Below are 25,695 nucleotides of genomic sequence, written 5' to 3' on the forward strand. Positions count from 1 at the left end.
GGAGGTCACGGTGATGACAATCGCCTTCACCCATGGCGGCGCGAATGCCGCCTGGACCACCCGGCTCGACAGCCCGAGAGCCGCCTGGCTCGCCGACCGGGCCGTCGAAGCGCTGATCGACGAGGTCGAGCTGTGCCCCAAGCCCGCTCTCGTCGACAGCCGGGGTTCCGGTGCCCATGAGGACCTGACGCTCGACAGCATGCGCCGCTCGGCGCGGTCGCTGCACCCGACCTTCCTTGCCATGGGGCTTTGCGCCGAGGGGCGCAAGGCGGATCGTTCGCTGCGCGAGGATCTGGCGGCCATCGGGCGGGCGGGCGAGCCGGCGATGATGGCGGCAACTGGTGGCAGCAATGCCCATCGGGGCGCCATCTGGGCGGTCGGCCTGCTGCTTGCGGCATCCGCCATGCTGCCCGATGGCGATGCCGGCGAGATTGCCGCTCTGGCGGGGGAAATTTCCCGCCTGCCGGATCGCTTCATACCGTCCGCCCCTTCGCATGGGCAGAGGGTGGCGGCAAGCTACGGCGTGCCGGGTGCGCGCGGCGAGGCGGCGATGGGCTTTCCCCATGTCGTTTCCGTCGGATTGCCGGCTCTGCGGCAGGCCCGGCATGACGGCGCAGGCGAAGAACATGCCCGTCTCGATGCCCTGATGGCGATCATGGCAAGCCTCGACGACACCTGCATCCTGCACCGGGGCGGAAAACCTGCCCTTGATGTCGCCAAGGCTGGTGCCGGCCGGGTCCTTCGCCTGGGTGGAAGCGCAAATGAAGCGGGCATGAAAAAGCTCCTGCGCCTCCATGATGAACTGATGGCGCTTAATGCCTCTCCGGGAGGGGCCGCCGACATGCTGGCGGCTACTCTCTTCCTCGATCGGGTTGCCAGCGCCGCTGCGCCAACCCGCAACTGATGGAGATATTCCTATGGAAATCCTGAAATACGACTATCCGGCCGCGAAATCCCCCTTCGCCGGACAGGTCCATGTCGGAGTAGTCGGCTCCGGCGACCTGGAGGTTCTGATCGAGCCTTCGAAGGACGGAGTGGCGCATGTCGTGGTGACGACCAGCGTCAATGGTTACGGCCAGATCTGGAAAAATGTCGTCGACCGGTTCTTTACCGAGTTCGACGGCGCCGCATCGATTGAGATCAATGACTTCGGCGCAACGCCCGGCATGGTCGCCCTGCGCATGCGCCAAGCTGTGGAGGCCTCGAAATGAGCAATGCCCAAAAATCGCGTCCCGATTGGGAGCATTTTCTCGCCCGCAAGAGCTTTATCGAGCTGAGGGCCGCCGATCGTGCCGCCGCGATCCTCGACGAAGGAACCGGCCGGGTTCTGCTCGGCCCGTTCGACCGGCTGACCTCGCCCTGGCTGCCGCAGCAGAATATCGTCACCCAGGCCGATGACGGCGTCGTCCTCCTGAAGGGCAAGATCGATGGCAAGCCGGCGATCATCGCCTCGATCGAAAGCGCCTTCCAGGGCGGCAGCATGGGCGAAGTGGCCGGTGCCAAGATCGCCGGCGCACTCGAACTGGCCTTGAAGGACCACGAGAACGGCATTCCGATCCGTCCCGTCATTCTGTTCGAGACAGGCGGCGTACGGCTGCAGGAAGCCAATCTCGGCCTTGCGGTGATTGCCGAAATCCATGCGGCGATCGTTGCCCTTCGTCCGCATGTGCCGGTCGTCGGCGTCGTGGCCGGCATGGTCGGCTGCTTCGGCGGCATGTCGCTTGCGGCATCGCTCTGCAGCTATCTGGTCGTCACCAGTCAGGGACGTATCGGCATGAACGGTCCCGAAGTGATCGAGCAGGAAGCCGGCATCCAGGAACTCGACGCTTCCGACAAGAAGCTGATCTGGAGCTTGATCGGCGGCGAACAACGCGTGGCGATCGGCCAGGCCGATGCGCTGGTCGAGGATGACGCGGAAGCCATTGCCGAAGCTGTCCGGGCCGCCTTCCGCCAGGGTGTCGTTGCCGAACCGCGCAGCGCCCGTGTCGCCGAATATCTCGCCAAGCTTGACGCTTTCGATCCCGCCGGCCCGGCCGAGCCTCTGGCTCTGCGCGCCGCATGGGGACAAGGAGAAACAAAATGAGCAACGCTTCTTCAAGCCGTGGCCGTCTATGGCTCGGCCAACTGACCAAGAGCGAAGGTGAAGCCGCCTTTGGTAAGCCCTCGGTCCTCTTCGCCGATGCCCTTCTCGGCGAAGAGACCGCCCGCTTCATCGCCGTTGTGCCCGATCCGGCCAACCGTTTCCCGCGTGCGCGCACCGGCGAAGTCGGCCTCGAACAGGGCTGGATCCTTGCAAAGCTTGTGCGCGAGACGATTGCCGCCGATCAGGACGGCAAACGCCGGCCAATCGTTGCCGTCGTCGACGTGACGAGCCAGGCCTATGGCCGCCGCGAGGAAATGCTCGGCATCCAGCTTGCCTGCGCAGCTGCCGCCGACGCCTATGCGCAGGCAAGACTTACTGGTCATCCGGTGATCTCGCTGCTGGTCGGCAAGGCAATGTCCGGCGCTTTCCTGGCGCATGGTTATCAGGCCAACCGGCTGGTCGCGCTCGACGACAAGGACGTGCTGGTGCATGCGATGGGCAAGCAGGCTGCCGCCCGCATCACCCGTCGTCCGGTATCGGAACTTGACGAAATGGGCGAACGCGTGCCGCCGATGTCCTACGACATTCGCAACTACGCCAAGCTCGGCATTCTGCATGAACTGATCTCCGGCGTAAATGCCGGTGCGCCGTCCGACAGCGATGTCGGCAAGGTTCGCGATGTGCTTTCGACCTGCGTCGCCGATGTGCGGCAGGCCGGCCAGCGCGATCTTGCCAATCGCCTGACGTCGCCAGCAGCGCAAAACCTTCGTGCTGCCTCGATCGAGGTTCGCAAACGGCTCGCGGCCCAGTGGGCCGACGCCATCTGAGATGACGGCTGCCGGCTTCCTGGCTGATGACGCCCGGAAGCCGGCAGTCCTGCCCGGATCCATTTTTCGGATCACCGGCAGTCGGCCCGTTTTTCAACAATTTATTCCAGCCATCAATCAATCTGCCGCGGGGCAACCCGGCGGTCAGGGAAAGGTATTGCTATGTCCATGATCATAGCCTCGGCGCTCGTGCCGGTCTTTTTCGTCATGCTGCTCGGTTATTTCGCCGGCAAAAGACGCATCGTCGACAACACCAACATTGCCTCTTTGAACCATACGCTGATGATGTTTGCACTTCCGGCCGCATTGTTTACGGCGATCGCGCGTACCTCGCGCGAGGTCATTGTCCAGAACGCTTCGCTGATGCTGGTGCTCGCCATCGCACTGCTCACCGTCTTCATCGTCATGGCGGTTCTGCAATACAAGGCTTTCAAGCTGTCCCAGGCGGATGGTGCGGTTCAGACGCTGACCGTTTCTTTCCCGAATTTTGCCTCGATAGGCCTGCCGCTTCTGGTCAGCGTTTATGGTGGTGATGCCGCGCTGCCGGTCGCCGTTGCGATCGCCACCGGCTCGGTCACCATTTCGCCGCTGACCCTGACCCTGCTCGAACTGTCCAAGCAGGACGGCGCCGGCAAGTCGGGTATTGCCCGGTTCTTCGGTGCGTTGCGCAAGTCGGTCTCCAAGCCGATCTTCATTGCCCCGCTTCTTGCCGTCATCCTCGCGCTTCTGGGCATCCACATGCCGCCGCTGGTCGACAAGTCGCTCGGCGTCATCGGTGCCGCCACCGCCGGCATGGGCCTGTTTTTGACCGGCCTGATCCTCTCGGCACAGCCGATCCGCATCACCGGCAATGTCGTGCTTGGTGCCGCGCTGAAGAACATCATCCAACCGCTGATCGCACTTGCTGTCGTCAAGGCGCTCCATGTCCCCGAACCGCTTGCCGGGCAGGTCGTGCTGCTGGTTGCCATTCCGGCGGGCTTCTTCGGGCTTGTTTTCGGCGCCGGTTACGGCTCGCGTCCCGCCGTTGCCGGATCGACCCTGGTGGCATCGTCGCTGCTCAGCATCGTGACGCTGGCCGTCGCGATCGCCTATGTCGCTCCCCATTGAGGTAAGGCCATGACTTTCGCCGCAGCAATATTCCGGACACATGATCTTGTTCGCTTCGATCCTTCTGCCCTCAAGGGCGAGGACGTGCCGGATTGGGTGATAGGCTCGGTAGAGGCTGCGGCGTTCGCCGTCGTCAGACGCATGCCGTGCCGGGACGGACAAGTCCCGATCGGCATGCGGGGTGGCGAGAGACATCAACGCTGGGGCGGCTGGCTCGACCGGTCAGCTATTGTCGAGTGTCTCGAACCCGAGGCGCTCGTCTCGCGTGCCGCCAACCTGCCGGCTGACAGGCTGGCCTCCATTGGCGCGCTGTCTGCGCTTCCCGAGCTGATTGCACGGCTTTCGTCTTCAGGTTGGCGCTGGGGACCGACCGGCAGTGTCGGTTTTGAACTGGCGAGCGGCCGGCCGACGGCAACACCGAGCAGCGATCTCGACCTGATCGTTCGCTGCGACGAGCCGATCACGGCAGACGCGGCTCGCGCGCTCTTGGGGCATACGAGAGCTCTTGGAGTTCGTTGTGACGTGCTTCTGGAAACACCGGTCGGTGCCACCGCGCTTGTCGAGTTCGCAGAGGCAAAAGGGCCGGTCGTGGTGCGCACGGCGTCCGGTCCGCTCTTGATGGCGACGCCGTGGTCAAAGGAGTTAGGACAATGACTGTTTTTTTCTTTCCCGGTCAGGGCGCCCAGACCGCGGGTTTCCTGCATGCCCTGCCTGACGACGAGGTCGTCTGCGAAACGCTCGCCCAGGCGAGCGAAGCACTGGACCTTGATGCGCTGAGCCTCGATACCGAAGACGCGCTGAAATCCACCATCAATGTGCAACTCGGCCTGCTGATTGCCGGCACCGCATCGGCGCGGTCGCTGGCAAAGCGCGGGGTGCTCCCGGACAGCGTGGCCGGCATGTCGATCGGCTCGTTCGGGGCAGCCGTTGCCGCCGATGCGATCGACTTCAAGGATGCCCTTGCGCTGGTCAAGATGCGGGCGACGCTGATGGAATGGAGTTACCCGACGGGTTATGGAATGGCTGCCTTTGGCGGGCTTCGGCAAACCCGTCTGGAACAGCTGGCGGACAAGGCGCGGCGCGCCGATGAGCCGCTCTATCTGGCAAATTTCAATGCTCCGTCCGAGATCGTTGTGACCGGTGCCGCCGCCGCGCTGGAAAGGCTGATCACCCTTGCAAAAGAAGAGGGCGCAAGGCGGGCGCAGCGACTGGCCGTCAGCGTGCCGTCGCATTGCCCGTTGCTTGCGCCGGTTTCCGAAGCCCTTGCGAAAGCCGTTACGCAATATGAAATTCGGACGCCGAGGATCAACTATGTCGGCAATCGCACGGCGCGGCTCCTGCGCGATGCCGGGGCTGTTGCGGACGAACTCGCTCGCAATGTCAGCCATCCGGTGCTGTGGCACGATTCGACGACACTGCTGTTTGAACTCGGAGAACGGCTGTTCATCGAAATGCCGCCGGGCAATACGCTGACAAATCTGGCGCGCGACGCATTTGACGAGGCGCAGACAAAGGCGATGAGCGACACGCCGGTCGATACCCTTGTCTATCTTTCCGGCAAGCTCAAAAAAGCGACGGAGTTTTAATTCACCCGCTAGCGGATGTTCAGGGCGGCGCGGATGTCGGCGTCGTTTTCGAGCTTCTGGACCACGACGCCATACCAGCCGAGCCCGTCGTAATCCTCGTATCCGAGCGTTTTCGCATAGGCGACGATCGAACCATTATTGTCGTAATAGCTGCCGGAGGCCTGTCCGGCCGGATTGGCGAGTACGAAATGGCTGAACAGCAGGCCGGGGCTGGTCGTCGCGATGACGCGGCTATTGCCGTCGAGCAGCAGGACGGTGGTTCTTTCTGCAACATGCGGCGGCAGGTTCGCCTCCTTCTCGACGATCGACTGGCCCTGGTTCTGCCAGTCGAAATAGACGCCGAGCGTGCCCAGCAAAGCACCATCGACCTTGCCGCCTTCGCGGATGCCGGTGGCATAAACGAGGGCGGTCCGGTTGTCGTGCTGGGGTGAATGCTTGACCTCGTCGACGATATAGTCGTCGCCCGAGGCGCAGTTGCGGGCTGCGGCGAACCAAGGCTCGTCGGCGACCGAGACACCGGTCAGCTTGCGCTGGAACTTCGGATTGGCCGAGGCGATGATCCTGCCCGAAAGATCGGTCATCACCAGGTCGAGATAGACCGTATAGAAGCGGTTGATGACGCCGAGGCGTTCGGCGGCAAAGGCGCGTTTTTCGGGGTCCGGTACGGCAAGCGCCTGCCAGAGTGCCGTATCGGTCGCCCACCAGCGGACATCGGCGGTGCGCTCGAAAAGGTTGCGGACGATCAGTTGCACGAGCGTCTGGGCGAGATCGGTAAGCCTGACGCCCTCCATCTCGTTGACCAATTGGTCGGCCATCATCCGGGTCAGGCCGATGCGGCCGAGCACATTGCTTTCGAATTTCGCGGCGATATCGGTGGCGATCTGAGCCAGACGCTGGACTTCGTTGGCGACAACCGCGAATCCCTTGCCCATTTCGCCGGCACGGGCGGCCTCGATCAGCGCGTTGATGGCGAGAAGCTTGATCTGTTTGACGACATGGGTGTTGTCGGCGCTGAAGCGCTCCAGATCCTTGCCTATGCCGTCCGTGATGACCTGCATCGAGCGGGGCGTGGCTGCATGCTGCGGCTTTTCTAGCTCGGCGGGAATCATAAGCAAATCCTGAAGCAAAAGAGTAAATGTGACAATGTGTCCATAATTTACACGCTCTGGTTTTTACTTGGTTAACTAGAAGTGGTTCCGGCCTCGGTGGGGCCTTATTTTGTCTTATTTTTACGCGAAGGGCGAAATTGGCGTTTTTGACGGCAGCAAGTCTTGGATCGAGGCGGCGGCTTGTGATCGGGCCTGCCCTGAACGCAAAAATGCGGCGATTGCTCGCCGCATTTTCAAGCTTCGAATATCGGGCCGTTACGCCTTGATGAAGGCCAGGAGATCCGGGTTGATGAGGTCGGCATGGGTGGTGAGCATGCCGTGCGGGTAACCCGGATAGACCTTCAGCGTGCCGTTCTTGACCAGCTTGACGGAAAGCCGGCCGGCGTCATCGATCGGCACGACCTGGTCGTCATCGCCATGCATGACGAGGACGGGAACGGTGATCGCCTTCAGGTCCTCGGTCTGGTCGGTTTCCGAAAACGCCTTGATGCCTTCGTAATGCGCCTTGGCGCTGCCCATCATGCCCTGGCGCCACCAATTCTGGATCACGCCCGGATAGACCTTGGCGCCTTCGCGGTTGAAACCGTAGAACGGGCCGGTGGGGAAATCGACGAAGAGTTGTGCGCGGTTTTCGGCAACACCCTTGCGGATGCCGTCGAACACTTCGATCGGCAGCCCGCCCGGATTGGAAGCGGTCTTCAGCATCAGCGGCGGAACGGCCGACACCAGAACCGCCTTGGCGACGCGGCCGGCCGGCTGGCCATATTTTGCAACGTAACGGGCAACTTCGCCGCCGCCGGTGGAGTGGCCGATATGGACGGCATTCTTCAGGTTCAGGTGCTCGACGACGGCAAAGGCGTCGGCGGCGTAATGGTCCATGTCATGGCCATCGGAGACCTGGCTGGACCGGCCGTGGCCACGGCGGTCATGGGCGACGACGCGAAAACCCTTGGAGAGGAAATAGAGCATCTGGGCGTCCCAGTCGTCCGATGACAGCGGCCAGCCGTGGTGGAACATGATTGGCTGTGCGTCCTTGGGACCCCAGTCCTTGTAGAAGATTTCGACGCCGTCCTTGGTGGTTACGTAAGCCATGGTCTTGTTTCCTTCGGTGGGGTGCTTGGTGGACGCAGCATTGGCTGCGGGGGTGAACGTGGTAGGCAGTGCGAAAGTTGCGGCGGCAGCTGCTCCGGAGAGCAGGGCCCCGCGGCGGGTGATGGGGAATTGCTTGTCGGTCATCATCGGCTCCTGTGATCCCGGCCTCTCGTTGCGAGCGACCCTAAGCGTCTCTGGTGGGTGAATATTGTCGAAAAATATTGCCGCCAACAATTGAATTAATAATCACGAAATAATTGCGATTATTGGAATAATGAGGCGGCGGGTCACGCCGCCTCAGGCAGGGATCGTCAGGCCGCTCCCGGCCGGTTGATCGTCAGGAAGTGGCGGACGACCGGCTTGTCCGGGCCGGAGTGATAGGCGAGCACCTTGCCCTGCAGGTCGGCATCGGCGTTGGAAACCCGCTTGTGCTGGCGAAGATGTTCGGCCCAGGATTCGACCATGAACCATTCGACCAGCTTTTCCGGATCGGCCGAATCCTCTGTCACGCCCCAACCATAGGCACCGTCGCGGCGGCGTTCCTGGGAGAGTTCATCGAGCGCATGCAGGAAGGCGGTGCGGTGATGCTTTTCGACATGGTATTCGATCAGGATGAGGACAGGGCCACGGTCATGGGCGACGGGTTCCGCGACGAGCGGTTCGGGCCAGTGATTGGACGGCACCATATCCGCCTCACCGGAAGGCAATTTGATCCGGTGCATGATAAAACCGGCAAGGAGTAGACCGACGGCGCCGATCAGCAGCGTGCCCTGTATGCCGGCGGCCTCACCGATCGCGCCCCAGCCAAGGCTGCCGGCGGTCATGGCACCGTTGAAAACGGTCAGATAGACAGCCAGACCGCGACCGCGCACCCAGTTGGGAAGGACGGCCTGGGCCGCGCCATTGAGCGTGGTGAGAGCCGTGATCCATGCGCCGCCGAGAAACAGCAGCGTGATGATCGCAATCCACTTTGGCGGCGCAAGTGCCAGCGCAGCCATGACAAGCGCGGTGATGACGGCGGCGCCGAGAAGCAGGCCGTCGGCATCGAAGCGAGCACGCAGTTTCGGCATGACGAGCGCACCGCCGATCGCACCGGCACCGACCGCACCAAGCAGGATGCCGTAGAAGCTGGCGTCGCCGCCGAGCAGCTGGCGTGCGACGAGCGGCAGCAGTGCCCAGACGGCACTGGCAAAGGCGAAGAAGATTGCAGCCCGCAATAGCACGATATGCAGTGGCCGGCTGGCACGGGTGTAACGAAGGCCGGCACGGAATGCGCCGAAGAAACCCTCGGCAAGCGCATCATTGGCGTTTTTCGCCCGCGGCCACCAGACAAGGGCGGCGATGACGACGAGATAGCTTGCGACGTCGGCGCCGTAGGTGACACCCGCACCGAAGGCGGCAAGCAGAAGGCCGCCTGCGGCAGGCCCGATCGATCGGGCGATATTGATGCCGAGCGAATTGAGCGCGACGGCGCTTTTCACATCCTGTCGCGGCACGAGTTCCGGCACGATCGCCTGCCAGGTCGGTCCCATCAGCGCGGCACCGATGCCGCCGAGAAAGGTGAGCCCGATCAGGGCGCTGACGGAGAGCATCCCGGTGTTTGCCAGAACCATCAGCGTGATGCTGACGGACGCAAGCAGGATCTGCACCGCGATGAGGAACTTGCGGCGGTCGAGAATATCGGTGAGCACGCCGGCCGGAATGGCAAGCAGGAAGATCGGCAGCGTGCCGGCTGCCTGGACGAGCGCTACCGCGGCGGGCGAGGCGGAGAGATCCGTCATCAGCCAGGAACTTGCGACGTCGCGCATGAAACTGCCGGTATTGCCAAGCACGGTGGCGGCCCAGAGGATGGCGAAGACCGGCTGCGCGAGAGGCGCGAAGCTGCCTCCGGATGACCGTGGGGCGGATTTTGTGGGGCTCATTTGCCTGCTCCTTTGGTTAGATCAATTGCGGCGACAAGCACGAAGGCGCCGGCGAGGCCGAGATGTTCGAAGAAGGCGTTTTCCGCCATCAACCGGTCCATGCCGGGGGCCATTTCCCAGAAACGCAGGGCGATGAAGGTTGCAACAAGCGTGAAGCCCGCGAGCGCAAGGGCGGCTGCCCAGCGCAGGATGCCGGACACGACCATGGCGGAGGCGGTAAGCTCGAAGGCGATGACAGCGACGGCGAAGACGCCGGCCGGATGGAGGCCGAAATGCTGCATCTCGGCGATCGCGCCATTGAAATCGAAGATCTTGGTAAGCGGCCCCTGGATATAGGCCGCGCAGAGCGCCAGAAGTGCGGCGGTGCGTATCGCCGGTATGCTGGCGATTGCCTTGAGCGGCGTGCTCCAGCTTTTTAGGGATGATGCCTGGTCGGTCATGTGTGCTCCTTGAAGGTTGGCCGGTCTGGCTGAGCGGCTTTGTCTGCGGCTGATGGAGCGATATTGGCCGGAAAGATTGTCGCCAACAATTGCATCAATAGTTTCGATATAATTGCGATTATCGCAATTTACTAATTGGGTGTTCTTGAGTTTTGGCTACCCCGCAGTCGTCATCCTCGGGACGAGCCCAAGGATGACGTTGGAGACTGCGACAGCATTCCGTCCGCCTTACACGGCCCAGCAGGAGCAGCCGAGGGCGCCGAAGAAGCCCTTGAGATCCGAGATCGGCAGTTTCGAGGTCCAGGCGCCGGCATGGTCGTGGCCGTGGACGCCGCAATCGCTGGTGCAGCCGCAGGTCGAGATGGCCGTGCGGCGCAGCGAACGGGCGCCGGCACCTTCCGGCTCACCCCAGGCGGCATAACCGCCGAATTTGCGCACCGGCGACCAGTCGGGCATGGCGGGGGGAATGTTGCTCTCATCGAGTCTGGCGAAATCGCCGGCGCCATAAACGATCTTGCCGCCGACCATGGTCAGTTCGGAGGTGAGGAAAGAGATCTCGTCTTCGGCGCAGGCGAAGAAATCCTTGTCCGGTACGACGAGATCGGCGAACTGGCCCTTTTCGATACGGCCCTTCTTGCCTTCCTCATTGGAGAACCAGGTGACCTTTTCGGTCCACATCCTGAGTGCCGTCTCGCGGTCGAGGCAATTGGCGCGCGGATAAAGCTGCATGCCGCCGACTGTCTTGCCGGTCACCATCCAGGACAGCGAAACCCAGGGATTATAGGAGGCGACGCGGGTGGCATCGGTGCCGGCCGACACGTTGACGCCCTTGTCGAGCATCCGCCGGATCGGTGGGGTGGCCTCGGCCACGCCATGGCCATAACGCTCGACGAAATATTCGCCCTGATAGGCCATGCGGTGCTGAGTGGCGATGCCGCCGCCAAGCGCCGCAATCCGGTCGATCGAACGGTCTGATATCGTCTCGGCATGATCGAAGAACCAGTTGAGGCCTTCGAGGGGAATGTCCTTGTTGACCTTCTCGAACACGTCGAGTGACCGGCTGATGGTTTCGTCATAGGTCGCATGCATACGCCATGGCCAGCGGTTTTCGGCGAGAACCCGCACGACCTCTTCGAGTTCACCTTCCATCTCCGGCGCCATTTCGGGCCGCGGCTGGCGGAAATCCTCGAAGTCGGCGGCGGAGAAGACCAGCATTTCGCCGGCTCCGTTGTGGCGGAAATAATCGTTGCCCTGCTTGTATTTGACCGAAGACGTCCAGTTGAGGAAATCTTCCTTCTCGGCCTTCGGCTTCTGGGTGAAGAGATTGTAGGCGAGCCGGACGGTGAGCTGGTTCTCATCCGAAAGCTTCTGGATGACCTCGTAATCGTCGGGATAGTTCTGGTTGCCACCGCCGGCATCGATGACGCCGGTAATGCCGAGGCGATTGAGTTCGCGCATGAAATGGCGGGTGGAGTTGACCTGATAATCGAATGGCAGCTTTGGCCCCTTGGCCAGCGTCGAATAAAGGATGCCGGCGTTCGGCTTGGCGATCAGCATGCCGGTCGGATTGCCGTTGGCATCGCGGGTGATTTCGCCACCCGGCGGGTTCGGCGTGTCGCGGGTGTAACCGACGGCGCGAAGGGCAGCGCCATTCAGAAGCGCGCGGTCATAAAGATGCAGCAGGAAGACCGGCGTATCGGGGGCGACTGCATTGATCTCCTCGATTGTCGGCAGGCGCTTCTCAGTAAACTGATGTTCGGTAAAGCCACCGACGACGCGTACCCATTGCGGGGCAGGGGTGATCGCTACCTGGCGCTTCAGCATGTCCATGGCGTCGGCAAGCGAGCGGACACCATCCCAGCGCAGTTCCATATTGTAGTTGAGACCACCGCGGACCACATGGGTGTGATTGTCGATCAGGCCCGGCAGGACGCGCTTGCCCTTGAGATCGACGATCTTCGTGTCGGGACCGGCCAGCGCCATCACCTCGGCGTCGGTGCCGACTTCGACAAACGTGCCATCCTTGATGGCGATGGCGGTGGCATTCGGATTGGCGCGATCAAGCGTGGTGATCAGGCCGTGGTGAAGGATAAGGTCGGCGTACATGGCTTTGCTCCAGACGACGGAATTTCAATCGGGATGGCGAGGAATGGAAACGAGGCGGGTGTGCCCCCTCGTTTCCTTGCCTCAGCTTTCAGTGCTTGTCGGCGACGGCTTGGCCTCTGCCACATCCGCCTTGGTGCCTGCCGACACGCCCTTCGGCAGATGGCCGAACATGTGAGGCTTGATCTGGTTGATCCACGAGACGGCCGCCGGCTCCTTGCTCCAGAGGGATTTGGCAAGGGGGATGACCTGTTCACCGACAAGGATGCCGAGCAGGCCGACGAGAGCCACGATTGGCGGGGCAGGTGAGCGGACATTGAGGAGGCTGTAGACGATGCCGACCAAAAGACCGGCGCCCAGCGACAGAAGATAGAGTTTCATCGGATCGTCCTCGACATGGGGGAGGCCGCTTCGACAGGAAGGTAACGGGCTGTCGAAGCGGTGTGGCTGATGGCTTACTTGGCCGGGTTCGGGCCGATGCGTTTGCCGTGGGTGACGCGCTCTGCGGCGTTGTGGACCATGGTATAGGCGTAATCGATGCCCATGCCGTAGGCGCCCGAATGTTCCTTGGCGAGCGAGGTGACGGCATCATAGGTTTCGCGATGCGCCCAGTCGCGCTGCCACTCGAGGAGGACCTGCTGCCAGGTGACGGGGATGACGCCAGCCTGGACCATACGGTCCATCGCGTATTTGTGGGCGTCGGACGACGTGCCGCCGGAGGCGTCGGCGACCATGTAGATTTCATAATCCGGCCGGTCATGCATGGCAGACAGCGAGAAGGTGGTGTTGCAGACTTCGGTCCACAGGCCGGAGACGACGATCTTCTTGCGGCCTTCGGCGACATTCTTGTCGAGCGCATCGCGGACATTCTGGTCGTCCCAGGAGTTCATCGAGGTGCGTTCGAGAATGTCGTTTTCCGGGAAAACGGCGAGCAGTTCGGGGAAGGTATGGCCGGAAAAGGAGAGGGTTTCTACGGTGGTGATCGTCGTCGGGACGTTGAAGATCTTCGCTGCCTTGGCGAGGCCGACGACATTGTTCTTTAATGTCTGGCGATCCATCGACTGGACACCCAGGGCCATCTGCGGCTGCTGGTCGATGAAGATGAGCTGGCTGTTCTTCGGGGTCAGGACTTCGAGCTTCTTGGACATTTCAGGTTCCTCTTCGGTTGTTTGGACCGCGGATGCGGCAGGTTTCGTCGGCGCAGCACCTGCCGATCGGACGCCGGGATGTCTGGCGCTCGTTGCGGAGTGTTGGTGAGTGCCCGGAGCCGGTTCATCGGCCCAGCTGCCGGTCACTCTTGGTTGTCTTGGCTGCTGAAAATAAATCTAGAACGATTTCGTAATCGGCGAAATTGCAATATTAATTTCGATTGAATTGTGATTTTCGCAATAAACGAGATCTGCCTTCGTGTCGCTCATGCATCCACCCATCGCTCCCGCCTCGTGACCTTTCGTGCCGCGGAAAATCGCTCAATTGGCGATGCGGGTCTTGTCTCAAAGTCGGGTCGTTTGGACGAAAGGCATGTGGTTTTGATAAAAGGCAATAATGCGCCGCCGTCGGACAACGGGTTGTCCGACGATTTCAGCCGTATCGATTAGGACCGCGGCCCCATTTTTCGACCTCAGGAATTGCGCCGCCAGTTGCCGGGGGGCGTTCCGACGACATTGGTGAAGACCCGGGTGAAATGGCTCTGGTCGGCAAAACCGCAGGAAATAGCCACTTCGGAAAGCGAGATGCCGGGCGCACGCATCAGCTCGCGCGCATGAGAAATGCGCTCGTTGAGCAGCCATTGATAGGGCGTCATGCCCGTCGTCTCGCGGAAGGCGCGGATGAAATAACCGCGCGACAGGCTGCAAGCCTGTGCGACGTCGAGGACGGATATGTCACCATCGATATTTTCGAGAAGAAGAGTCTTGGCCAGCATTTCCTGCGATCGCGACAGCTTTCTGGAGCGCGTCGTGGATGTCGGCGACCTGCCGCCGTAACGCTGGACCATATGCGTCCCGATCGCCGTCGCCAGCTGGTCGACGAACAGCCTGCTTGCCTCTTCCGGCCGTTCCAATGCCGGGATCAATGCGCGCACAAGATTGGCGAGAACGGGGTCTGTGGACGCGGCTTCGGCTTCCAGCGAATTTACGCCGGCAAAATCGGCCTCCTGGGCGATGCGGCTCAGCGCCGCCGGTGAAATTTCGAGCAGCAGGAAGTCGAAAGGACCTTCCAGATCAGCCTTGTAGGGGTCGGCAAGGTTGCGGATATAAAGCGCATCCTTGGCAAACTCGTGAGTGGTTGCGTGATGCTCGTGGAAAATGCGGCGGGTGTGGCCGGCAAGTGTCGAGACGCCGATGGCAAAACCGCGATCGCTGGCCGGCGTGACGACCTGTTCGATCCTGCCGTCCCTCGTTCCTTTGCGGAAGAAGCTGATATCCGCCCCATGCACGGACTGATCCTTGTAGAGCTTGTCGAAGGGGCAGCCGAAACTGTCGGTTGTCGGATCGGCAGGGGATATGGTGCGAGCAATGGATTTACGAAGCAAGGCGCGCTACTTTCTCTTTCGACCCTTCAAGGGCGGCATCTGGCTTGATGCCAGGGCTGGCGGATCTCGTGTGCATATGTTCGCCGAATTTGATCGATTGCGCCATGCCGCATAAGTCTGAATTATCATTCAAACAAAGTGAGGCATGTTCCGCGACCATTTCAATCCGAGCAGCCCGGAATGCCGGACCCAGGATCGGGAACAAAATCCGGAGAGCGGAATGCGCAGTTTCTAAAATACTAAAATTCTCTATCTGCGTTATATAGTGAGCACGGCGCTTTAGAGGGCGCCAGCGAAATGAGCGAGACACATGTGAGTGAAGCACTGGCCGCAGGCGAAAAAATCGCAGAATATTTCAAAACGCAAAATGCCCGATTTCTGGTGAGCAGGCCGCTTCGCCGGGCCGAACTCGCCATCACTCATCTCTGGCGTCACTATGACGATGGCGACAATCTTGTTGTGCTGCCGCCGGATGATGCATTTCTCGTCGTGCTTTATCTGATCGATGTCGAGCATCGTGATGTCTGGCCTGATCGCCCGGCTATGCCGATCAGGACTTATCCGCAAGGATCGATCTGCCTTATCAGTCTGCAGCAGGGAGCGGCCATCGCAATTCGCGGCAGGTTCGAGGCTTTGGTTTTCCACGTGCCACGGGCGCATCTTGCCGAATTGGCAGAGGAGACAGGAGAGCCGCGCGTCGACGACCTTGCGATCTGCCGCGGAATGGAAGACCGGACCGTTCGCGATATCGGCGCCGCTCTGATGCCGCTTTTCGATATGGCGGATGATGTCAGGGACCGTCTCCTGGCGCATGTCGCGCTGGCGTTCAACGCCCATATCGCCCATCGTTACGGACGTTTGCAAAATACGCACTGAAGCGCCGCAGGTCCTTCAGACCCACGGCGCCTCAGATCTCTCGGGTTTGGCCGACGAAATGCCGGATCAGGCCGCCAGCGGCTCGAGATTGGCCGCGATCTGGTCGCGGAACGGCTCGTAGCGGCCCGGCAGTTTCAGCATTTCGCCCAGATGCGCGGTATCCTCGTCGCGGTTGAAACCCGGCTCGTTGGTGGCGATCTCGAACAGAACGCCGCCCGGCGTGCGGAAATAGATCGCCCAGAAATAATCGCGGTCGATCACCGGGGTGACCTGATAGCCGGTATCCATCAGCGCCTTCCTGACTTCCAGCTGTTTTTCGCGGTTGTCGACGGCAAAGGCGATGTGATGCACCGAGCCGGCGCCCTGGCGGGCAAACGGCGTTTCGGGCAAAGCCGCAAGATCGATCGTATCGGCACCATTGCCGCCGGGGATGGTGAAGCGGGTGACGTCACCTTGCTTTTCAGATCGCTGGTAACCCATGAAGCCGAGCAGTTCCTCCGTTGCGGCCGTGTCATGCAGGTTGAGACGGGCGCCCGAGAAACCGCGGATGGCGGCATCGTCCGGCACGCCGGCAGCAGTCCAGGGGAGACGGGCATCATCGGCAGTCTCAATCAGGGCGAAACCGTCGCCGTCCGGACCGGTGAAGCGCAGTCTTTTGGCGCCGAAGACGGTGTCTTCCTGCAGCCCGCCGACGCTCTGGGCGGCAAAGCGATCGCGCCAGAACGACAGCGCCCCCTTGGGAACCGAGAACTGGGTTTCGCCGACTTCGCCGACGCCAGCGCGGCCGCGCATCATCTGCTCGAACGGGAAATAGGTCATGACCGTGCCGGCCGAACCGTTTTCATCACCATAATAGAGGTGGTAGACGCTCGGGTCGTCGAAGTTTACGGTCTGCTTGACGCGGCGCAGGCCGAGTGTATCGGTGAAGAACCTGTTGTTCTGCCGTGCATCCGATGCCATCGATGTGACGTGGTGCAGTCCCTTGATGTCCTTGATCATGTCGGTGCCTTTCTCTCGGCGTGTATCTGTGTTCGATGGAGAGAGATCTATGCCGATTGATCCTTCGGTGGAATTGCAATATTAATTCCGATTGAATTGCCGTTTTTGAAATAATCGAGATGAATGACTATAAAGTCCTGAAAACCTTTCTTCTTGCGGCCGAGAAGCGCAACTTCGCCCAAGTGGCGCGTGAACTCGACATGACGCCGGCTGCCGTGACGCGGGCGATCGCAGCACTTGAGGCGGATCTCGGCGTCCAGCTATTTGTCCGCACCACAAGGCAGGTATCGCTGACCACCGACGGGGCCGTGTTCGCAGCCCAGATCCAGCCATCGATCGCGGCGTTGGAAGAAGCCCGCAAGGATGTGATGAATGCCCACAAGGCGGATCAGGGGCGCCTCAGGATCAGCGCGCCGACCTGGTTCGGCAAGGCGGTGCTGCCGCCGATCCTGTCGGGTTTCAAGGAGCGTTATCCGAAGATGAGCTTCGAGATCTCGTTGTCGGACGGGCTGGTCAATATCGTCGACGACGATTACGATCTGGCGATCCGCATTTCCTCGCAGCCATCCGACAAGTTCACCATATGGCGCAAGATCCGTGTCGTGCCGCGTATTCTGGTGGCCGCCCCCGGAAGCCGGTTCGTCGGCATGTCGCATCCGAGCGAACTGACGCCCGACGATTGCCTTGCCTATAGCGGCGAGAGCCGGCGGGAGAATTGGGTCCTGTCTGATGGCGGATCGAGCATGACGATTTCCGCCGGCCGCGCCTTCAGCGCCAATAATGGCGAGGTGCTGGCGGATATGGCAGCCGATGGTGCCGGCGTCGCCATGTTGCCGGGTTTCCACATTGCCGAACATTTGCGAACAGGCCGGCTGGTGCATGTTCTCAAAGGCTGGGCGCCGCCGGACCTGTGGTTGACACTCTATTACCCACCCTATCAGGCGCTGCCGCCGCGCATCGCCTCGTTTTCAAAATTCTTCGAGGAACAGGTGGCGTCCCACATGGTCATGCTGGATTGATCGGGGCTACAATTCGTCGAGTGTCTCGTTGAAGGCTTCGATCGTGCGAAGCCGCTTGCGGCCTTCGACACCGGCCTGTTCGAGACAGCGGGTGATCAGCGCATGGCAGAGTGCCATCACCGCCGTGTGGTTGAACAACGGGCCGGGCGCCAATGTCTGGCAATGGAAATGCCAAGTCGCAGCCTTTTCGAAGGGGGCGCCTTCATCGGTAATATAGATGAGCTGGGCGCCGGATTTCTGCACCTGCTGCAGGATGGCGTCCGATTGGGCGATGCGCCGGCGCATGGCGAAAAAGACGACGAGATCGCTCTTGCCGAGGCTGACGAGATGTTCGCCCATCGTCTGGCCGGGGCCGGGAATGGCAACGATATTCTCGATCACCTGTGTCAATTGCCATTGCAGATAGGACGCGAAGGATTGGCTCGCGCGGTAACCGATGACCCAGACCTTGCGTGCCTGCATGATCGCAGCCGATGCGGCATCGATCTGGCCGTCGGAAATCGAAACGAAAGTCGCCTCGATATTAGCGATGCCCTGCGCCACGTGCGAGTTGAGCGACTGCGCCGATGCGGCATCCGCCGATGCCGTCAGGAACAGCCGCGAGCCGGTATGTTTTTCCTGCCGCGCGTGACGACGGGCTTCCTCGTAGGTTTCGTAGCCGATCCGCTGGATGAAACGCGTCACCGTTGCCTTTGAGACATGCGCCAGTGCTGCCAGCTCCTGCGCCGAATAGCTCGCCAGTTCTCCGGGAAAATCGCAGACGAATTCTCCCACGCGCCGTTCCGCCGGGCGAAGATCCGGCAGCGCCTGACGGACACGGAAGAGAAAGGACTTGTCCTTGGGCACGATCTACTCCGGCATGTCATGGTCGGCCGACAGGCCGCGCGTCCTGATCTATCTGATTTGCGCAATTTCGGACGCAAGACCGCTGCGCGCGTTTGCTGGAACTGCTCTAGCGGCCGTCGCGTATCGCGGCAACCGGCTTGCTTTTCATTTGTTCAACAAGCATCTGCGCTGCCGCCGCAATCGGCGCGATCACCGGAACGGTGAAAAGCTCCCGCAAGGTCTCTGCCGCCTGGCCGAGCGGACCGCCGCCGATGATGACGGCCTCGGCACCATCTTCCTCGATACATTGCCGTACGGCAATCGCCAAGGCCGCGTTCAGCCGCTCCGGATCGCCGGCAAGCAGCAACGGATCTCCTACCGTCAGTCTTGTCCCGGTGAAAAACGGCGAGAGACCGAGGCCTTCGGCTTTTGCGGCAAAGCTTGTGACCAGATGCGGCGTCACCGTGGCAATGCCGAAGCGTCGGCCACCGCGGGAAGCCTCAAGCAGGCTCGCCTCGCAAAGGCCGGTGACCGGGGCGGAAACCTGCGCCCTGAGGGCTTCGATGCCCGGATCGCCAAAGGCGGCGATGACGATGCCGTCGGCCAAGGCTGCTCGCCCCATCGCCACCACGCCGTCCGCTGCCGCGGAAAGTGCTGCCTCGTCAAGGATCATCGGTTCGCCCGACGATGCCGTCAGCCCGGTTACGCAATGGTCCTGCGGCAGATATTGGCGCAGGATCCCGGTCATCATCGCAGTCGTCGCCTGCGACGTGTTGGGATTGATAAGTATGATCTTCTTCATGTCTCGGAGCGCCGGCCGGCGCTCTCTCCCTTGCTGTTCTATCTGTCTCTAGAGCCCGTCCGCATAGTGCAGACAGGCGACCTTTCTGGTCTTCTCGGTACCGACCAGACCCGGAACATTCAGACGGCAGGCATCGAAGGATTCCGGGCAGCGGGGCGAAAACGCGCAGCCGGCCGGCATGTTGGCGAGATCCGGCGGCGAGCCGGGGATAGTCACCAGCCGGTCGCGGCCATGGGCAAGTTCCACGCGGGCACCGAGCAGGCCCTTGGTATAGGGATGTTTGGGATCGCGGATGATATCGCCGACCGCACCTTCCTCGACGATCCGGCCCGCATACATGACGGCGATCCTGTCCGCCACTTCGGCCGCGACGCCGATATCATGGGTGACGAAGATGACGGAAAGCCCGTATTCCTTCTGCAATTCGCGGATCAGCAGCAGGATCTGAATCTGGACCGTGGCATCGAGCGCCGTCGTCGGTTCGTCGGCGAGCAGTACTTTCGGATTGCAGGCAAGCGCCATGGCGATCATTGCCCGCTGCAGCATGCCGCCCGACATTTCATGCGGATAGTTCTGCAGGCGCCGTTGCGGCGAAGGAATGCGAACCTTCTCGAACAGCGCCAGCGCGCGCCCGGCGGCAACCTGCCGCGACACTTTTTCGTGCCGCATGATGGTCTCCTCGATCTGCTGGCCGATCGTATAGACCGGATCAAGCGCCAGTCGCGGCTCCTGGAACACCATCGACACGACGGCGCCGCGCAGATTGCCCAGTTCCCGTGACGAAAGCCCGATGATGTCGCGCCCGCCGACGGCCATGCTGCCGGTGATGTCGGTGCCTTTCGGGTGCAGCCTCAGCAGCGAGCGCATGGTGACGCTCTTGCCGGAACCGGATTCGCCGAGAAGTGCGACCACTTCGCCGGCCTTGACCGACAGGCTGACGCCATTGACCGCTTTCACCGGCTTGCGGCCGCGATGGAAGGTGACGGAGAGGTTCTCAATATCGATGACTGTCTGCTGATCGCTCATCTCATGCCCCCGCAAAGACCGGTGCCAGCGCCGGAGCGCGGCTGTGGCCGGAACCCGGAACCGCCATCAGGCAGGCCGCCTGCTGTTCGGCAGAGACCGTAGCAAGCAGTGGCGGGGTCGTCGCGCAGACGCCTTCGGCAAGACTGCAGCGGGTGTGGAAGCGACAGCCTGATGGCGGGTCGATCGGGTTCGGCGGGTCGCCGGAGAGTGGCGGCTCTTCGGTCCTCTCTGCCGGATCCATCTTCGGCATGGAGGCGAGAAGCGCTGCTGAATAAGGGTGCTTCGTATTGTCGTAGATCGCGTCGCGCGTGCCGACCTCAGCGACCTTGCCGAGATACATGACCATCACCCGGTCGCACATGAAGCGCACAACATTGAGATCATGGGAGATGAACAGGTAGGTGAGGCCGAAATCGCGCTTCAGGTCCAGAAGCAGGTTCAGCACCTGCGCTTCGACCGACTTGTCGAGCGCCGAGACGGCCTCGTCGAGGATCACAAGGCGCGGCTCCAGCGCCAGTGCGCGGGCGATATTGACGCGCTGCCGCTGGCCGCCGGAAAGTTCGTGCGGGTAACGACCGGCGAACCGGACCGGTTCGAGGCCGACGCGGTGGAGCAGGTCATGGGCGCGGGCGATCGCCTGGGCCTGCGGCACGCCGTGGACGCGCGGGGCAAACGCGATCGATTCCTCGATCGTCAGGCGTGGATTGAGCGAGGCATAGCTGTCCTGGAACACCATCTGCACCTGCCGGCGGTACTGGGCGAGAGGCAAGGCGCCGCCCACCGTTTCGCCGTCGAACAGGATGTCGCCGTGATCCGGCATGATCAGCTGCATCAGCAGCCGTGCAGTGGTCGACTTGCCGCAGCCGCTTTCGCCGACCACGCCGAGCGTTTCGCCCTTGAGGATATCGAAATCGACGCCATCGACGGCGCGCACCACCTTTTTCGGTTGCAGGAAGCCGGAACCCTTGACCGGGAAATGCTTGATCAGCCCGCGGGCGGAAATCAGCGGCTGGGCAGGGCCGCCGCGTTCGCCGAGCGGCAGGTCTGGAATGGTTGTTTCTGCGACTGTCCTCATGACTTCACATCCATGGCCGCACGCAGGCCGTCCGAGAAAAGGTTGAAGCAGATCGAGGTGATGAAGATCATCACGCCGGGAAGCGCGGCGACAGCCGGATTGTTGTAGATCGCGGTGCGCAGCGTGTTCAGCATCAGCCCCCATTCGGCATCCGGCGGACGTACGCCAAGGCCCAGGAAGGAGAGGCCGGAGGCAAGGATCATCGATACCGAGATCAGGCTGGTGGAAAAGACGAAGATCGGCCCGAGCACGTTGCCGAGCACATGGACGCGGATGATCGTCATTGCCGGGGCGCCGGAGGCACGTGCCGCATCGACATAATCCAGGCCGCGGATCTGAGTCGTGACGCTTTCCGCGACACGGGCGATCTGCGGGATGAAGACGACGGTAAGCGAGACCAGCGCGTTCGTCAGTCCCGAGCCGAGCGCCCCGGACAGCGCCACTGCAAGCAGGACCGAGGGGAAGGCGTAGAAGACATCGACCGTGCGCATGATCAGCGTGTTGACGATGCCGCCGGCATAACCCGCAACGATGCCGATGATCGAGCCGATGACGAAGGCGATCGGTACCGGTACGACCCCCATGATCAGCGACAGGCGGGCGCCGTGGATGAGCCGCGAAAGCATGTCGCGTCCGAGTTCGTCGGTGCCGAGGAAAAAGCCCGGCGTGCCGATCGGTTTCAGTCTTCGGATGACGCTGCCCTTGGTCGGGTCATAGGGTGCGATATAGGGCGCGAGGATGGCGACCGCGACGATGACGATCAGGACGCCAAGTGCAGTCAGCGCGACGGGATCACGACAGAGACGGCGGACCACGCCGCTCCAGAAACCTGGAGATTTCGGCACGGTAATCGGCGTGGGCAAGATGTCGGCGGTGATGACGGCCATGCTCAGCTCCTCTGGATGCGCGGGTCGATGGCGCTTTGCAGCACGTCGACGACGAGATTGACGGTGACGAAGAACATTGCGAGCACGAGGATCGTGCCCTGCAGGATCGGCAGGTCACGGGTAAAGATCGCGCCGTTGAGGAGAAAGCCGGTGCCCGGCCAGGAAAAGACGGTCTCGATCAGGATCGAGCCGCCGAGAAGATAACCGAGCTGCAGGCCCATGACGGAAATCGCGGTCGGCGCGGCGTTGCGGATGACATGACGCATGACATGTCTGGTCATCAGGCCTTTGGCCGCAAGCGCCTGGACGAAATCCTGCGACAGGATGTCGGCGACAAGCGAGCGGATGGTGCGGGCGATAATGCCCATCGGGATGACCGACATGGTGACCGCCGGCAGGATCAGATACTGGATATAGTCCCAGCTGAAGGCACGGCCGTCCGAGCCGCCCGGTCCGCCGCCCATCGCCGGCAGCCAGCCGAGCGAGACGGAAAAGGCGATGACCAGCACCATTCCGAGCCAGTAATGCGGCACGCTGACGCCGAGCATGGCAAGGCCCGAGGCGATGCGATCGATCCAGCCGCCGCGAAAGACGCCGGCCACGAAACCGAGTGCTGCGCCGAAGGTGAAACCGATCAGCGTGGCGGCAACCGCAAGAATGATCGAATTGACCGAGGCGCTGAGAATTTCCTGCAGAACCGGACGACCGGTGGCAATCGAGGTTCCGAGATCGCCATGCAGCGCGTGCCATGCCCAAAGTGCGTATTGCACCGGCAATGGCTGGTCGAGACCGTAGAAGGTGCGCATCTGCGCCTGCATTTCCAGTGACGCATCGGTCGGCAGGATGGCCGCGAGCGGATCGCCGGGCGCGATATGGATCAGCATGAAGCAGACGATACTGACCCCGATCGCAACGGGGATGACATGCAGCAGTCGTTTCAGGGCGTAGACCAGCATGAACTTCTCCGGAAAACCTGAACGGGGTGGACCGCGCCCTGAAGGGCGCAGTCCGGCGATGCGGTCTTAAGAGACGGCGATCAGGGGTCGACGGAGATCGGCGAGAAATCCTGGAACCAGTTCTGTGCCTGGACGAAGCCCTTGACCTTGGTGGTCATGGCGCGCGGGTTGACGTCATGCGTCACCATCAGAAACAGCGCTTCGTTGACATATTTCTCATGGATCTGCTGCAGCACCTTGTCCTGTTCGGCGGCATCGAATGTGGTGCGCACCTTGCTGAACAGGGCATCCATTTCCGGATCACAATAATAACCCCAGTTGGTACCGTTCGGCGGCGCGAGATTGCACTGCGACTGGCGGATGAGGGCCGTGAACGGGTCCTGGATGAAGTAGCTGTAGTTGATCGCGGTCGCACCCTTGGCACTTGGATCCTTGGCACCGGCACGCCAGACGTTGATGACGGTGTTCCAGTCCATCACTTCGTATTCGACATCGATGCCGATTTCGGCGAGCGTCTGCTGGATATATTCGTTCATGGCGAGCGGCAGCATCTGGCCCGAGCCGGAGGACGAGATGATCACCTTGGTGTGGATCGGCTTGTCCGGACCGAAACCGGCCTCCGCCATCAGCTTCTTGGCTTCCTCGATATTGTATTCGAGCTTGAAGGTCGGCTTGCCGAACCACTGGTGGCCGGGTGGCAGATAACCCTGGGCCGGGATGGACAGGCCCTGCAGCAATTCGTTGATGCCGTCGCGATCGACGGCAAGGTTGGCTGCCTTGCGGACGCGGATATCGTTCCACGGAGAACCTTCGACGCGCGACAGGTGCCAGGTCCAGTTATGAGGATAGGCATTGGTGACGATGGCGAAACCTGCATCCTTCAGCGACTTGACGGAATCCGGTGCCGGTGCCTCGATCCAGTCGACCTGGCCGGAGCGCAGGGCTGCGACGCGGGTATTCGGTTCCGGCAGCGGGATCAGCACCAGCTTGTCGAGCTTCGGGATGCGGTCCTTGTCCCAATAGTCCTTGTTGGGCGTCAGTTCGGCGCGTTCGCGTGGTGTAAAACCGCTTTCCATCTTCCAGGGGCCGGTGCCGGACGGATGCTGCGCGACCTTTTCCCAGCTCTTGCCCTGGGCTTCCCAGTTGGCCGGCGAGGACATGACGATCCAGCTGATCTGGTAGGGCAGGGTGGCGTCCGGCGACTTGGTGATGATCTCGACCGTCGTGGGGTCGATGACCTTGTAGCTGGCGACTGCCGGAATCCGCGACTTGCCTTGGGCGGACTGGCGCTGGTCGAATTGCGGTGCGTCCGTCTTCAGCAGCTTGTCGAGATTCCAGACCACCGATTCGGCGGTAAACGCACTGCCATCATGGAATTTTACGCCTTCGCGCAGCTTGAAGGTCCATTTTGTCTGGTCGGAGGGGTCCACCGTCCACGATGTCGCCAAGCTCGGGATCAGCGCCGAAGGTTTGTCGGCCTTGGTGAGGTCCCATTCGATCAGCGAGTTATAGACGGTATAACCCATGAAACGCTGGCCTTCGCCGCCCTGGTCGGTCTGGCCGGTCGTCAGCGGGATATCGGAGGCGGTCATGCCGATGCGCAATGTGCCGGCGGCAAGGCTCACGGCCGGAAGCGAGGCGGCGAGCGTCAGTGCGGCTGCGCCCGCCAATGCCAGGCTGCGCAGGCCGGAGGCAATCGGCAGATGGCCGAAACTCTTCCCTGAAATCATCTTCATCTTATCCCCTTTTCTTTTAGGCGCCGGGCGTTCACCCGATCATGAAAGGAGAAGCAGATTTCATGCCAGATTTTATGAAACTGAAATTTCATATGTATTGCAGATGCATAGAGATATTTCGGTGATTTTATCTTCCATTTTTGAAAATCGGACCTGCTTCTTCTGTGGGCGCTGGGCAGATCGTTTTGCCAGCCTGAGAGGCATTTTGGGGCCGTCTGGGCGGATTATGGGCGTAATGGTGACGTGTTGCTTCGGCACCTGCCGGCGAATGAGCTATGGCGCGTCGCATGCTCGGGCCGATGCAAGTTAAGTTCACCACGGTCGCGACAATTTGATCGGACGGCAGATATGCATTCCCCTCATCCGATACAAAAAAGGTATCGCGATTTCAGGCGGATATGATCGCAATCCGTGTCGGTTTGTGCAGTTTTCGCCGCTCGATGCCCTCGAAACGAGCAAGCCCCACGATAATTGCAAGGGTGGTCAAACGTTTGCGCGACATCAAACCGCATTGTAAGGCTTGAAAACAATCAAGTATTGGGCCAAACCGTGTGACAGAGATCGAATGATCTCGACCTTGATAAAGGAGTCTCACTATGAAGTGGTCAGCACCTAAATTTGTCGAAGTGACCTGCGGCATGGAAATCAATCGCTATGCTCCGCCGGATGGCGACGAACCTGTCCTGTTCTAA

At 61.4% G+C, this 25,695-nt stretch carries 26 protein-coding genes; 10 read left to right on the forward strand and 16 right to left on the reverse strand.

Annotated features, from left to right (window positions below; genetic code table 11):
- Positions 1-13 precede the first annotated feature (13 nt).
- From AC2GXZ_RS18185 to AC2GXZ_RS18215, 7 genes are all read left to right on the forward strand, one after another.
- Positions 14-904: a triphosphoribosyl-dephospho-CoA synthase gene (locus AC2GXZ_RS18185; RefSeq protein WP_483760595.1), complete on the forward strand. Its 891-nt coding sequence runs from the start codon at positions 14-16 to the stop codon at positions 902-904.
- 13 nt (positions 905-917) lie between these two features.
- Positions 918-1,211 carry a malonate decarboxylase subunit delta gene (locus tag AC2GXZ_RS18190; RefSeq protein ID WP_483760596.1) on the forward strand — a complete coding sequence of 98 codons (294 nt, stop codon included), beginning with the start codon at positions 918-920 and terminating at the stop codon, positions 1,209-1,211.
- Positions 1,208-2,083: a biotin-independent malonate decarboxylase subunit beta gene (locus AC2GXZ_RS18195; protein ID WP_483760597.1), complete on the forward strand. Its 876-nt coding sequence runs from the start codon at positions 1,208-1,210 to the stop codon at positions 2,081-2,083. Before AC2GXZ_RS18190 ends, AC2GXZ_RS18195 begins: the two co-directional genes overlap by 4 nt.
- Positions 2,080-2,910, forward strand: a complete 831-nt coding sequence (gene mdcE / locus AC2GXZ_RS18200; RefSeq protein ID WP_483760598.1) for a biotin-independent malonate decarboxylase subunit gamma — start codon at positions 2,080-2,082, stop codon at positions 2,908-2,910. The genes AC2GXZ_RS18195 and mdcE overlap by 4 nt, the downstream gene beginning before the upstream one ends.
- Before the next feature lie 162 nt (positions 2,911-3,072).
- Positions 3,073-4,017, forward strand: coding sequence for an AEC family transporter (locus AC2GXZ_RS18205; protein ID WP_483760599.1), 945 nt, complete (start codon positions 3,073-3,075; stop codon positions 4,015-4,017).
- 9 nt (positions 4,018-4,026) lie between these two features.
- Positions 4,027-4,671 (forward strand): malonate decarboxylase holo-ACP synthase, encoded by a 645-nt coding sequence (locus tag AC2GXZ_RS18210; protein WP_483760600.1) that lies wholly within the window; start codon positions 4,027-4,029, stop codon positions 4,669-4,671.
- Positions 4,668-5,603: an ACP S-malonyltransferase gene (locus AC2GXZ_RS18215; protein WP_483760601.1), complete on the forward strand. Its 936-nt coding sequence runs from the start codon at positions 4,668-4,670 to the stop codon at positions 5,601-5,603. The genes AC2GXZ_RS18210 and AC2GXZ_RS18215 overlap by 4 nt, the downstream gene beginning before the upstream one ends.
- A gap of 8 nt (positions 5,604-5,611) precedes the next feature.
- Here AC2GXZ_RS18215 and AC2GXZ_RS18220 read toward each other — a convergent pair whose 3' ends face one another.
- From AC2GXZ_RS18220 to AC2GXZ_RS18255, 8 genes are all read right to left on the reverse strand, one after another.
- Positions 5,612-6,712, reverse strand: coding sequence for a methyl-accepting chemotaxis protein (locus tag AC2GXZ_RS18220; RefSeq protein ID WP_483760602.1), 1,101 nt, complete (start codon positions 6,710-6,712; stop codon positions 5,612-5,614).
- A 255-nt stretch (positions 6,713-6,967) separates the two neighbouring features.
- On the reverse strand, positions 6,968-7,804 hold the full coding sequence (locus tag AC2GXZ_RS18225; RefSeq protein ID WP_483760862.1) for an alpha/beta fold hydrolase: 837 nt from the start codon (positions 7,802-7,804) through the stop codon (positions 6,968-6,970).
- A 311-nt stretch (positions 7,805-8,115) separates the two neighbouring features.
- Entirely contained in the window at positions 8,116-9,726 is a 1,611-nt protein-coding gene (locus tag AC2GXZ_RS18230) for an MFS transporter (RefSeq protein WP_483760603.1), read from the reverse strand.
- Complete coding sequence (locus AC2GXZ_RS18235; RefSeq protein WP_483760604.1) at positions 9,723-10,166, reverse strand: DoxX family protein; 444 nt, start codon at positions 10,164-10,166, stop codon at positions 9,723-9,725. Before AC2GXZ_RS18235 ends, AC2GXZ_RS18230 begins: the two co-directional genes overlap by 4 nt.
- 228 nt (positions 10,167-10,394) lie before the next feature.
- Positions 10,395-12,272, reverse strand: a complete 1,878-nt coding sequence (locus AC2GXZ_RS18240) for an amidohydrolase (protein ID WP_483760605.1) — start codon at positions 12,270-12,272, stop codon at positions 10,395-10,397.
- Between the two features lie 81 nt (positions 12,273-12,353).
- Positions 12,354-12,650 (reverse strand): XapX domain-containing protein, encoded by a 297-nt coding sequence (locus AC2GXZ_RS18245; RefSeq protein ID WP_483760606.1) that lies wholly within the window; start codon positions 12,648-12,650, stop codon positions 12,354-12,356.
- 74 nt (positions 12,651-12,724) lie between these two features.
- Positions 12,725-13,417: a hydrolase gene (locus tag AC2GXZ_RS18250; protein ID WP_483760607.1), complete on the reverse strand. Its 693-nt coding sequence runs from the start codon at positions 13,415-13,417 to the stop codon at positions 12,725-12,727.
- 473 nt (positions 13,418-13,890) lie between these two features.
- Positions 13,891-14,802, reverse strand: coding sequence for a helix-turn-helix domain-containing protein (locus AC2GXZ_RS18255; protein WP_483760608.1), 912 nt, complete (start codon positions 14,800-14,802; stop codon positions 13,891-13,893).
- A gap of 297 nt (positions 14,803-15,099) precedes the next feature.
- Between AC2GXZ_RS18255 and AC2GXZ_RS18260 the strand changes: the two genes are divergently transcribed.
- Positions 15,100-15,678: a hypothetical protein gene (locus AC2GXZ_RS18260; RefSeq protein WP_483760609.1), complete on the forward strand. Its 579-nt coding sequence runs from the start codon at positions 15,100-15,102 to the stop codon at positions 15,676-15,678.
- A gap of 66 nt (positions 15,679-15,744) precedes the next feature.
- Here the strand turns inward: AC2GXZ_RS18260 and AC2GXZ_RS18265 are convergent, their stop codons facing one another.
- Complete coding sequence (locus AC2GXZ_RS18265) at positions 15,745-16,677, reverse strand: VOC family protein (RefSeq protein ID WP_483760610.1); 933 nt, start codon at positions 16,675-16,677, stop codon at positions 15,745-15,747.
- Between the two features lie 119 nt (positions 16,678-16,796).
- Here AC2GXZ_RS18265 and AC2GXZ_RS18270 point away from each other — a divergent pair, with 119 nt between their 5' ends.
- A complete protein-coding gene (locus AC2GXZ_RS18270; protein WP_483760611.1) occupies positions 16,797-17,696 on the forward strand; it encodes a LysR family transcriptional regulator in 900 nt (299 codons plus the stop codon).
- Between the two features lie 6 nt (positions 17,697-17,702).
- On the opposite strand, the gene AC2GXZ_RS18275 is transcribed toward AC2GXZ_RS18270, so the two are convergent.
- The 7 genes from AC2GXZ_RS18275 to AC2GXZ_RS18305 all read right to left on the reverse strand — a co-directional run bounded on the left by AC2GXZ_RS18275 (position 17,703) and on the right by AC2GXZ_RS18305 (position 24,964).
- On the reverse strand, positions 17,703-18,545 hold the full coding sequence (locus AC2GXZ_RS18275) for a MurR/RpiR family transcriptional regulator (protein ID WP_483760863.1): 843 nt from the start codon (positions 18,543-18,545) through the stop codon (positions 17,703-17,705).
- A gap of 103 nt (positions 18,546-18,648) precedes the next feature.
- A complete protein-coding gene (locus tag AC2GXZ_RS18280; protein WP_483760612.1) occupies positions 18,649-19,323 on the reverse strand; it encodes an aspartate/glutamate racemase family protein in 675 nt (224 codons plus the stop codon).
- Positions 19,324-19,371: 48 nt separating this feature from the next.
- Positions 19,372-20,349, reverse strand: a complete 978-nt coding sequence (locus tag AC2GXZ_RS18285) for an ABC transporter ATP-binding protein (protein ID WP_483760613.1) — start codon at positions 20,347-20,349, stop codon at positions 19,372-19,374.
- A 1-nt stretch (position 20,350) separates the two neighbouring features.
- Entirely contained in the window at positions 20,351-21,424 is a 1,074-nt protein-coding gene (locus AC2GXZ_RS18290; protein ID WP_483760614.1) for an ABC transporter ATP-binding protein, read from the reverse strand.
- Positions 21,421-22,311, reverse strand: coding sequence for an ABC transporter permease (locus AC2GXZ_RS18295; protein ID WP_483760615.1), 891 nt, complete (start codon positions 22,309-22,311; stop codon positions 21,421-21,423). Before AC2GXZ_RS18295 ends, AC2GXZ_RS18290 begins: the two co-directional genes overlap by 4 nt.
- A gap of 2 nt (positions 22,312-22,313) precedes the next feature.
- On the reverse strand, positions 22,314-23,267 hold the full coding sequence (locus AC2GXZ_RS18300; RefSeq protein WP_483760616.1) for an ABC transporter permease: 954 nt from the start codon (positions 23,265-23,267) through the stop codon (positions 22,314-22,316).
- 80 nt (positions 23,268-23,347) lie between these two features.
- On the reverse strand, positions 23,348-24,964 hold the full coding sequence (locus AC2GXZ_RS18305) for an ABC transporter substrate-binding protein (RefSeq protein ID WP_483760864.1): 1,617 nt from the start codon (positions 24,962-24,964) through the stop codon (positions 23,348-23,350).
- A 635-nt stretch (positions 24,965-25,599) separates the two neighbouring features.
- On the opposite strand from AC2GXZ_RS18305, the gene pqqA reads away from it, so the two are divergent.
- Complete coding sequence (gene pqqA / locus AC2GXZ_RS18310) at positions 25,600-25,695, forward strand: pyrroloquinoline quinone precursor peptide PqqA (RefSeq protein ID WP_119944210.1); 96 nt, start codon at positions 25,600-25,602, stop codon at positions 25,693-25,695.

This window comes from Aliirhizobium sp. YIM B11859 (assembly GCF_057163345.1).

Bases quoted from the DNA above. Each gene is read 5' to 3' on its own strand.
- AC2GXZ_RS18185 (WP_483760595.1), top strand. From the start codon at position 14: ATGACAATCGCCTTCACCCATGGCGGCGCGAATGCCGCCTGGACCACC.
- AC2GXZ_RS18190 (WP_483760596.1), top strand. From the start codon at position 918: ATGGAAATCCTGAAATACGACTATCCGGCCGCGAAATCCCCCTTCGCC.
- AC2GXZ_RS18195 (WP_483760597.1), top strand. From the start codon at position 1,208: ATGAGCAATGCCCAAAAATCGCGTCCCGATTGGGAGCATTTTCTCGCC.
- mdcE (WP_483760598.1), top strand. From the start codon at position 2,080: ATGAGCAACGCTTCTTCAAGCCGTGGCCGTCTATGGCTCGGCCAACTG.
- AC2GXZ_RS18205 (WP_483760599.1), top strand. From the start codon at position 3,073: ATGTCCATGATCATAGCCTCGGCGCTCGTGCCGGTCTTTTTCGTCATG.
- AC2GXZ_RS18210 (WP_483760600.1), top strand. From the start codon at position 4,027: ATGACTTTCGCCGCAGCAATATTCCGGACACATGATCTTGTTCGCTTC.
- AC2GXZ_RS18215 (WP_483760601.1), top strand. From the start codon at position 4,668: ATGACTGTTTTTTTCTTTCCCGGTCAGGGCGCCCAGACCGCGGGTTTC.
- AC2GXZ_RS18220 (WP_483760602.1), bottom strand. From the start codon at position 6,712: ATGATTCCCGCCGAGCTAGAAAAGCCGCAGCATGCAGCCACGCCCCGC.
- AC2GXZ_RS18225 (WP_483760862.1), bottom strand. From the start codon at position 7,804: ATGGCTTACGTAACCACCAAGGACGGCGTCGAAATCTTCTACAAGGAC.
- AC2GXZ_RS18230 (WP_483760603.1), bottom strand. From the start codon at position 9,726: ATGAGCCCCACAAAATCCGCCCCACGGTCATCCGGAGGCAGCTTCGCG.
- AC2GXZ_RS18235 (WP_483760604.1), bottom strand. From the start codon at position 10,166: ATGACCGACCAGGCATCATCCCTAAAAAGCTGGAGCACGCCGCTCAAG.
- AC2GXZ_RS18240 (WP_483760605.1), bottom strand. From the start codon at position 12,272: ATGTACGCCGACCTTATCCTTCACCACGGCCTGATCACCACGCTTGAT.
- AC2GXZ_RS18245 (WP_483760606.1), bottom strand. From the start codon at position 12,650: ATGAAACTCTATCTTCTGTCGCTGGGCGCCGGTCTTTTGGTCGGCATC.
- AC2GXZ_RS18250 (WP_483760607.1), bottom strand. From the start codon at position 13,417: ATGTCCAAGAAGCTCGAAGTCCTGACCCCGAAGAACAGCCAGCTCATC.
- AC2GXZ_RS18260 (WP_483760609.1), top strand. From the start codon at position 15,100: ATGAGCGAGACACATGTGAGTGAAGCACTGGCCGCAGGCGAAAAAATC.
- AC2GXZ_RS18265 (WP_483760610.1), bottom strand. From the start codon at position 16,677: ATGATCAAGGACATCAAGGGACTGCACCACGTCACATCGATGGCATCG.
- AC2GXZ_RS18270 (WP_483760611.1), top strand. From the start codon at position 16,797: ATGAATGACTATAAAGTCCTGAAAACCTTTCTTCTTGCGGCCGAGAAG.
- AC2GXZ_RS18280 (WP_483760612.1), bottom strand. From the start codon at position 19,323: ATGAAGAAGATCATACTTATCAATCCCAACACGTCGCAGGCGACGACT.
- AC2GXZ_RS18285 (WP_483760613.1), bottom strand. From the start codon at position 20,349: ATGAGCGATCAGCAGACAGTCATCGATATTGAGAACCTCTCCGTCACC.
- AC2GXZ_RS18290 (WP_483760614.1), bottom strand. From the start codon at position 21,424: ATGAGGACAGTCGCAGAAACAACCATTCCAGACCTGCCGCTCGGCGAA.
- AC2GXZ_RS18295 (WP_483760615.1), bottom strand. From the start codon at position 22,311: ATGGCCGTCATCACCGCCGACATCTTGCCCACGCCGATTACCGTGCCG.
- AC2GXZ_RS18300 (WP_483760616.1), bottom strand. From the start codon at position 23,267: ATGCTGGTCTACGCCCTGAAACGACTGCTGCATGTCATCCCCGTTGCG.
- pqqA (WP_119944210.1), top strand. From the start codon at position 25,600: ATGAAGTGGTCAGCACCTAAATTTGTCGAAGTGACCTGCGGCATGGAA.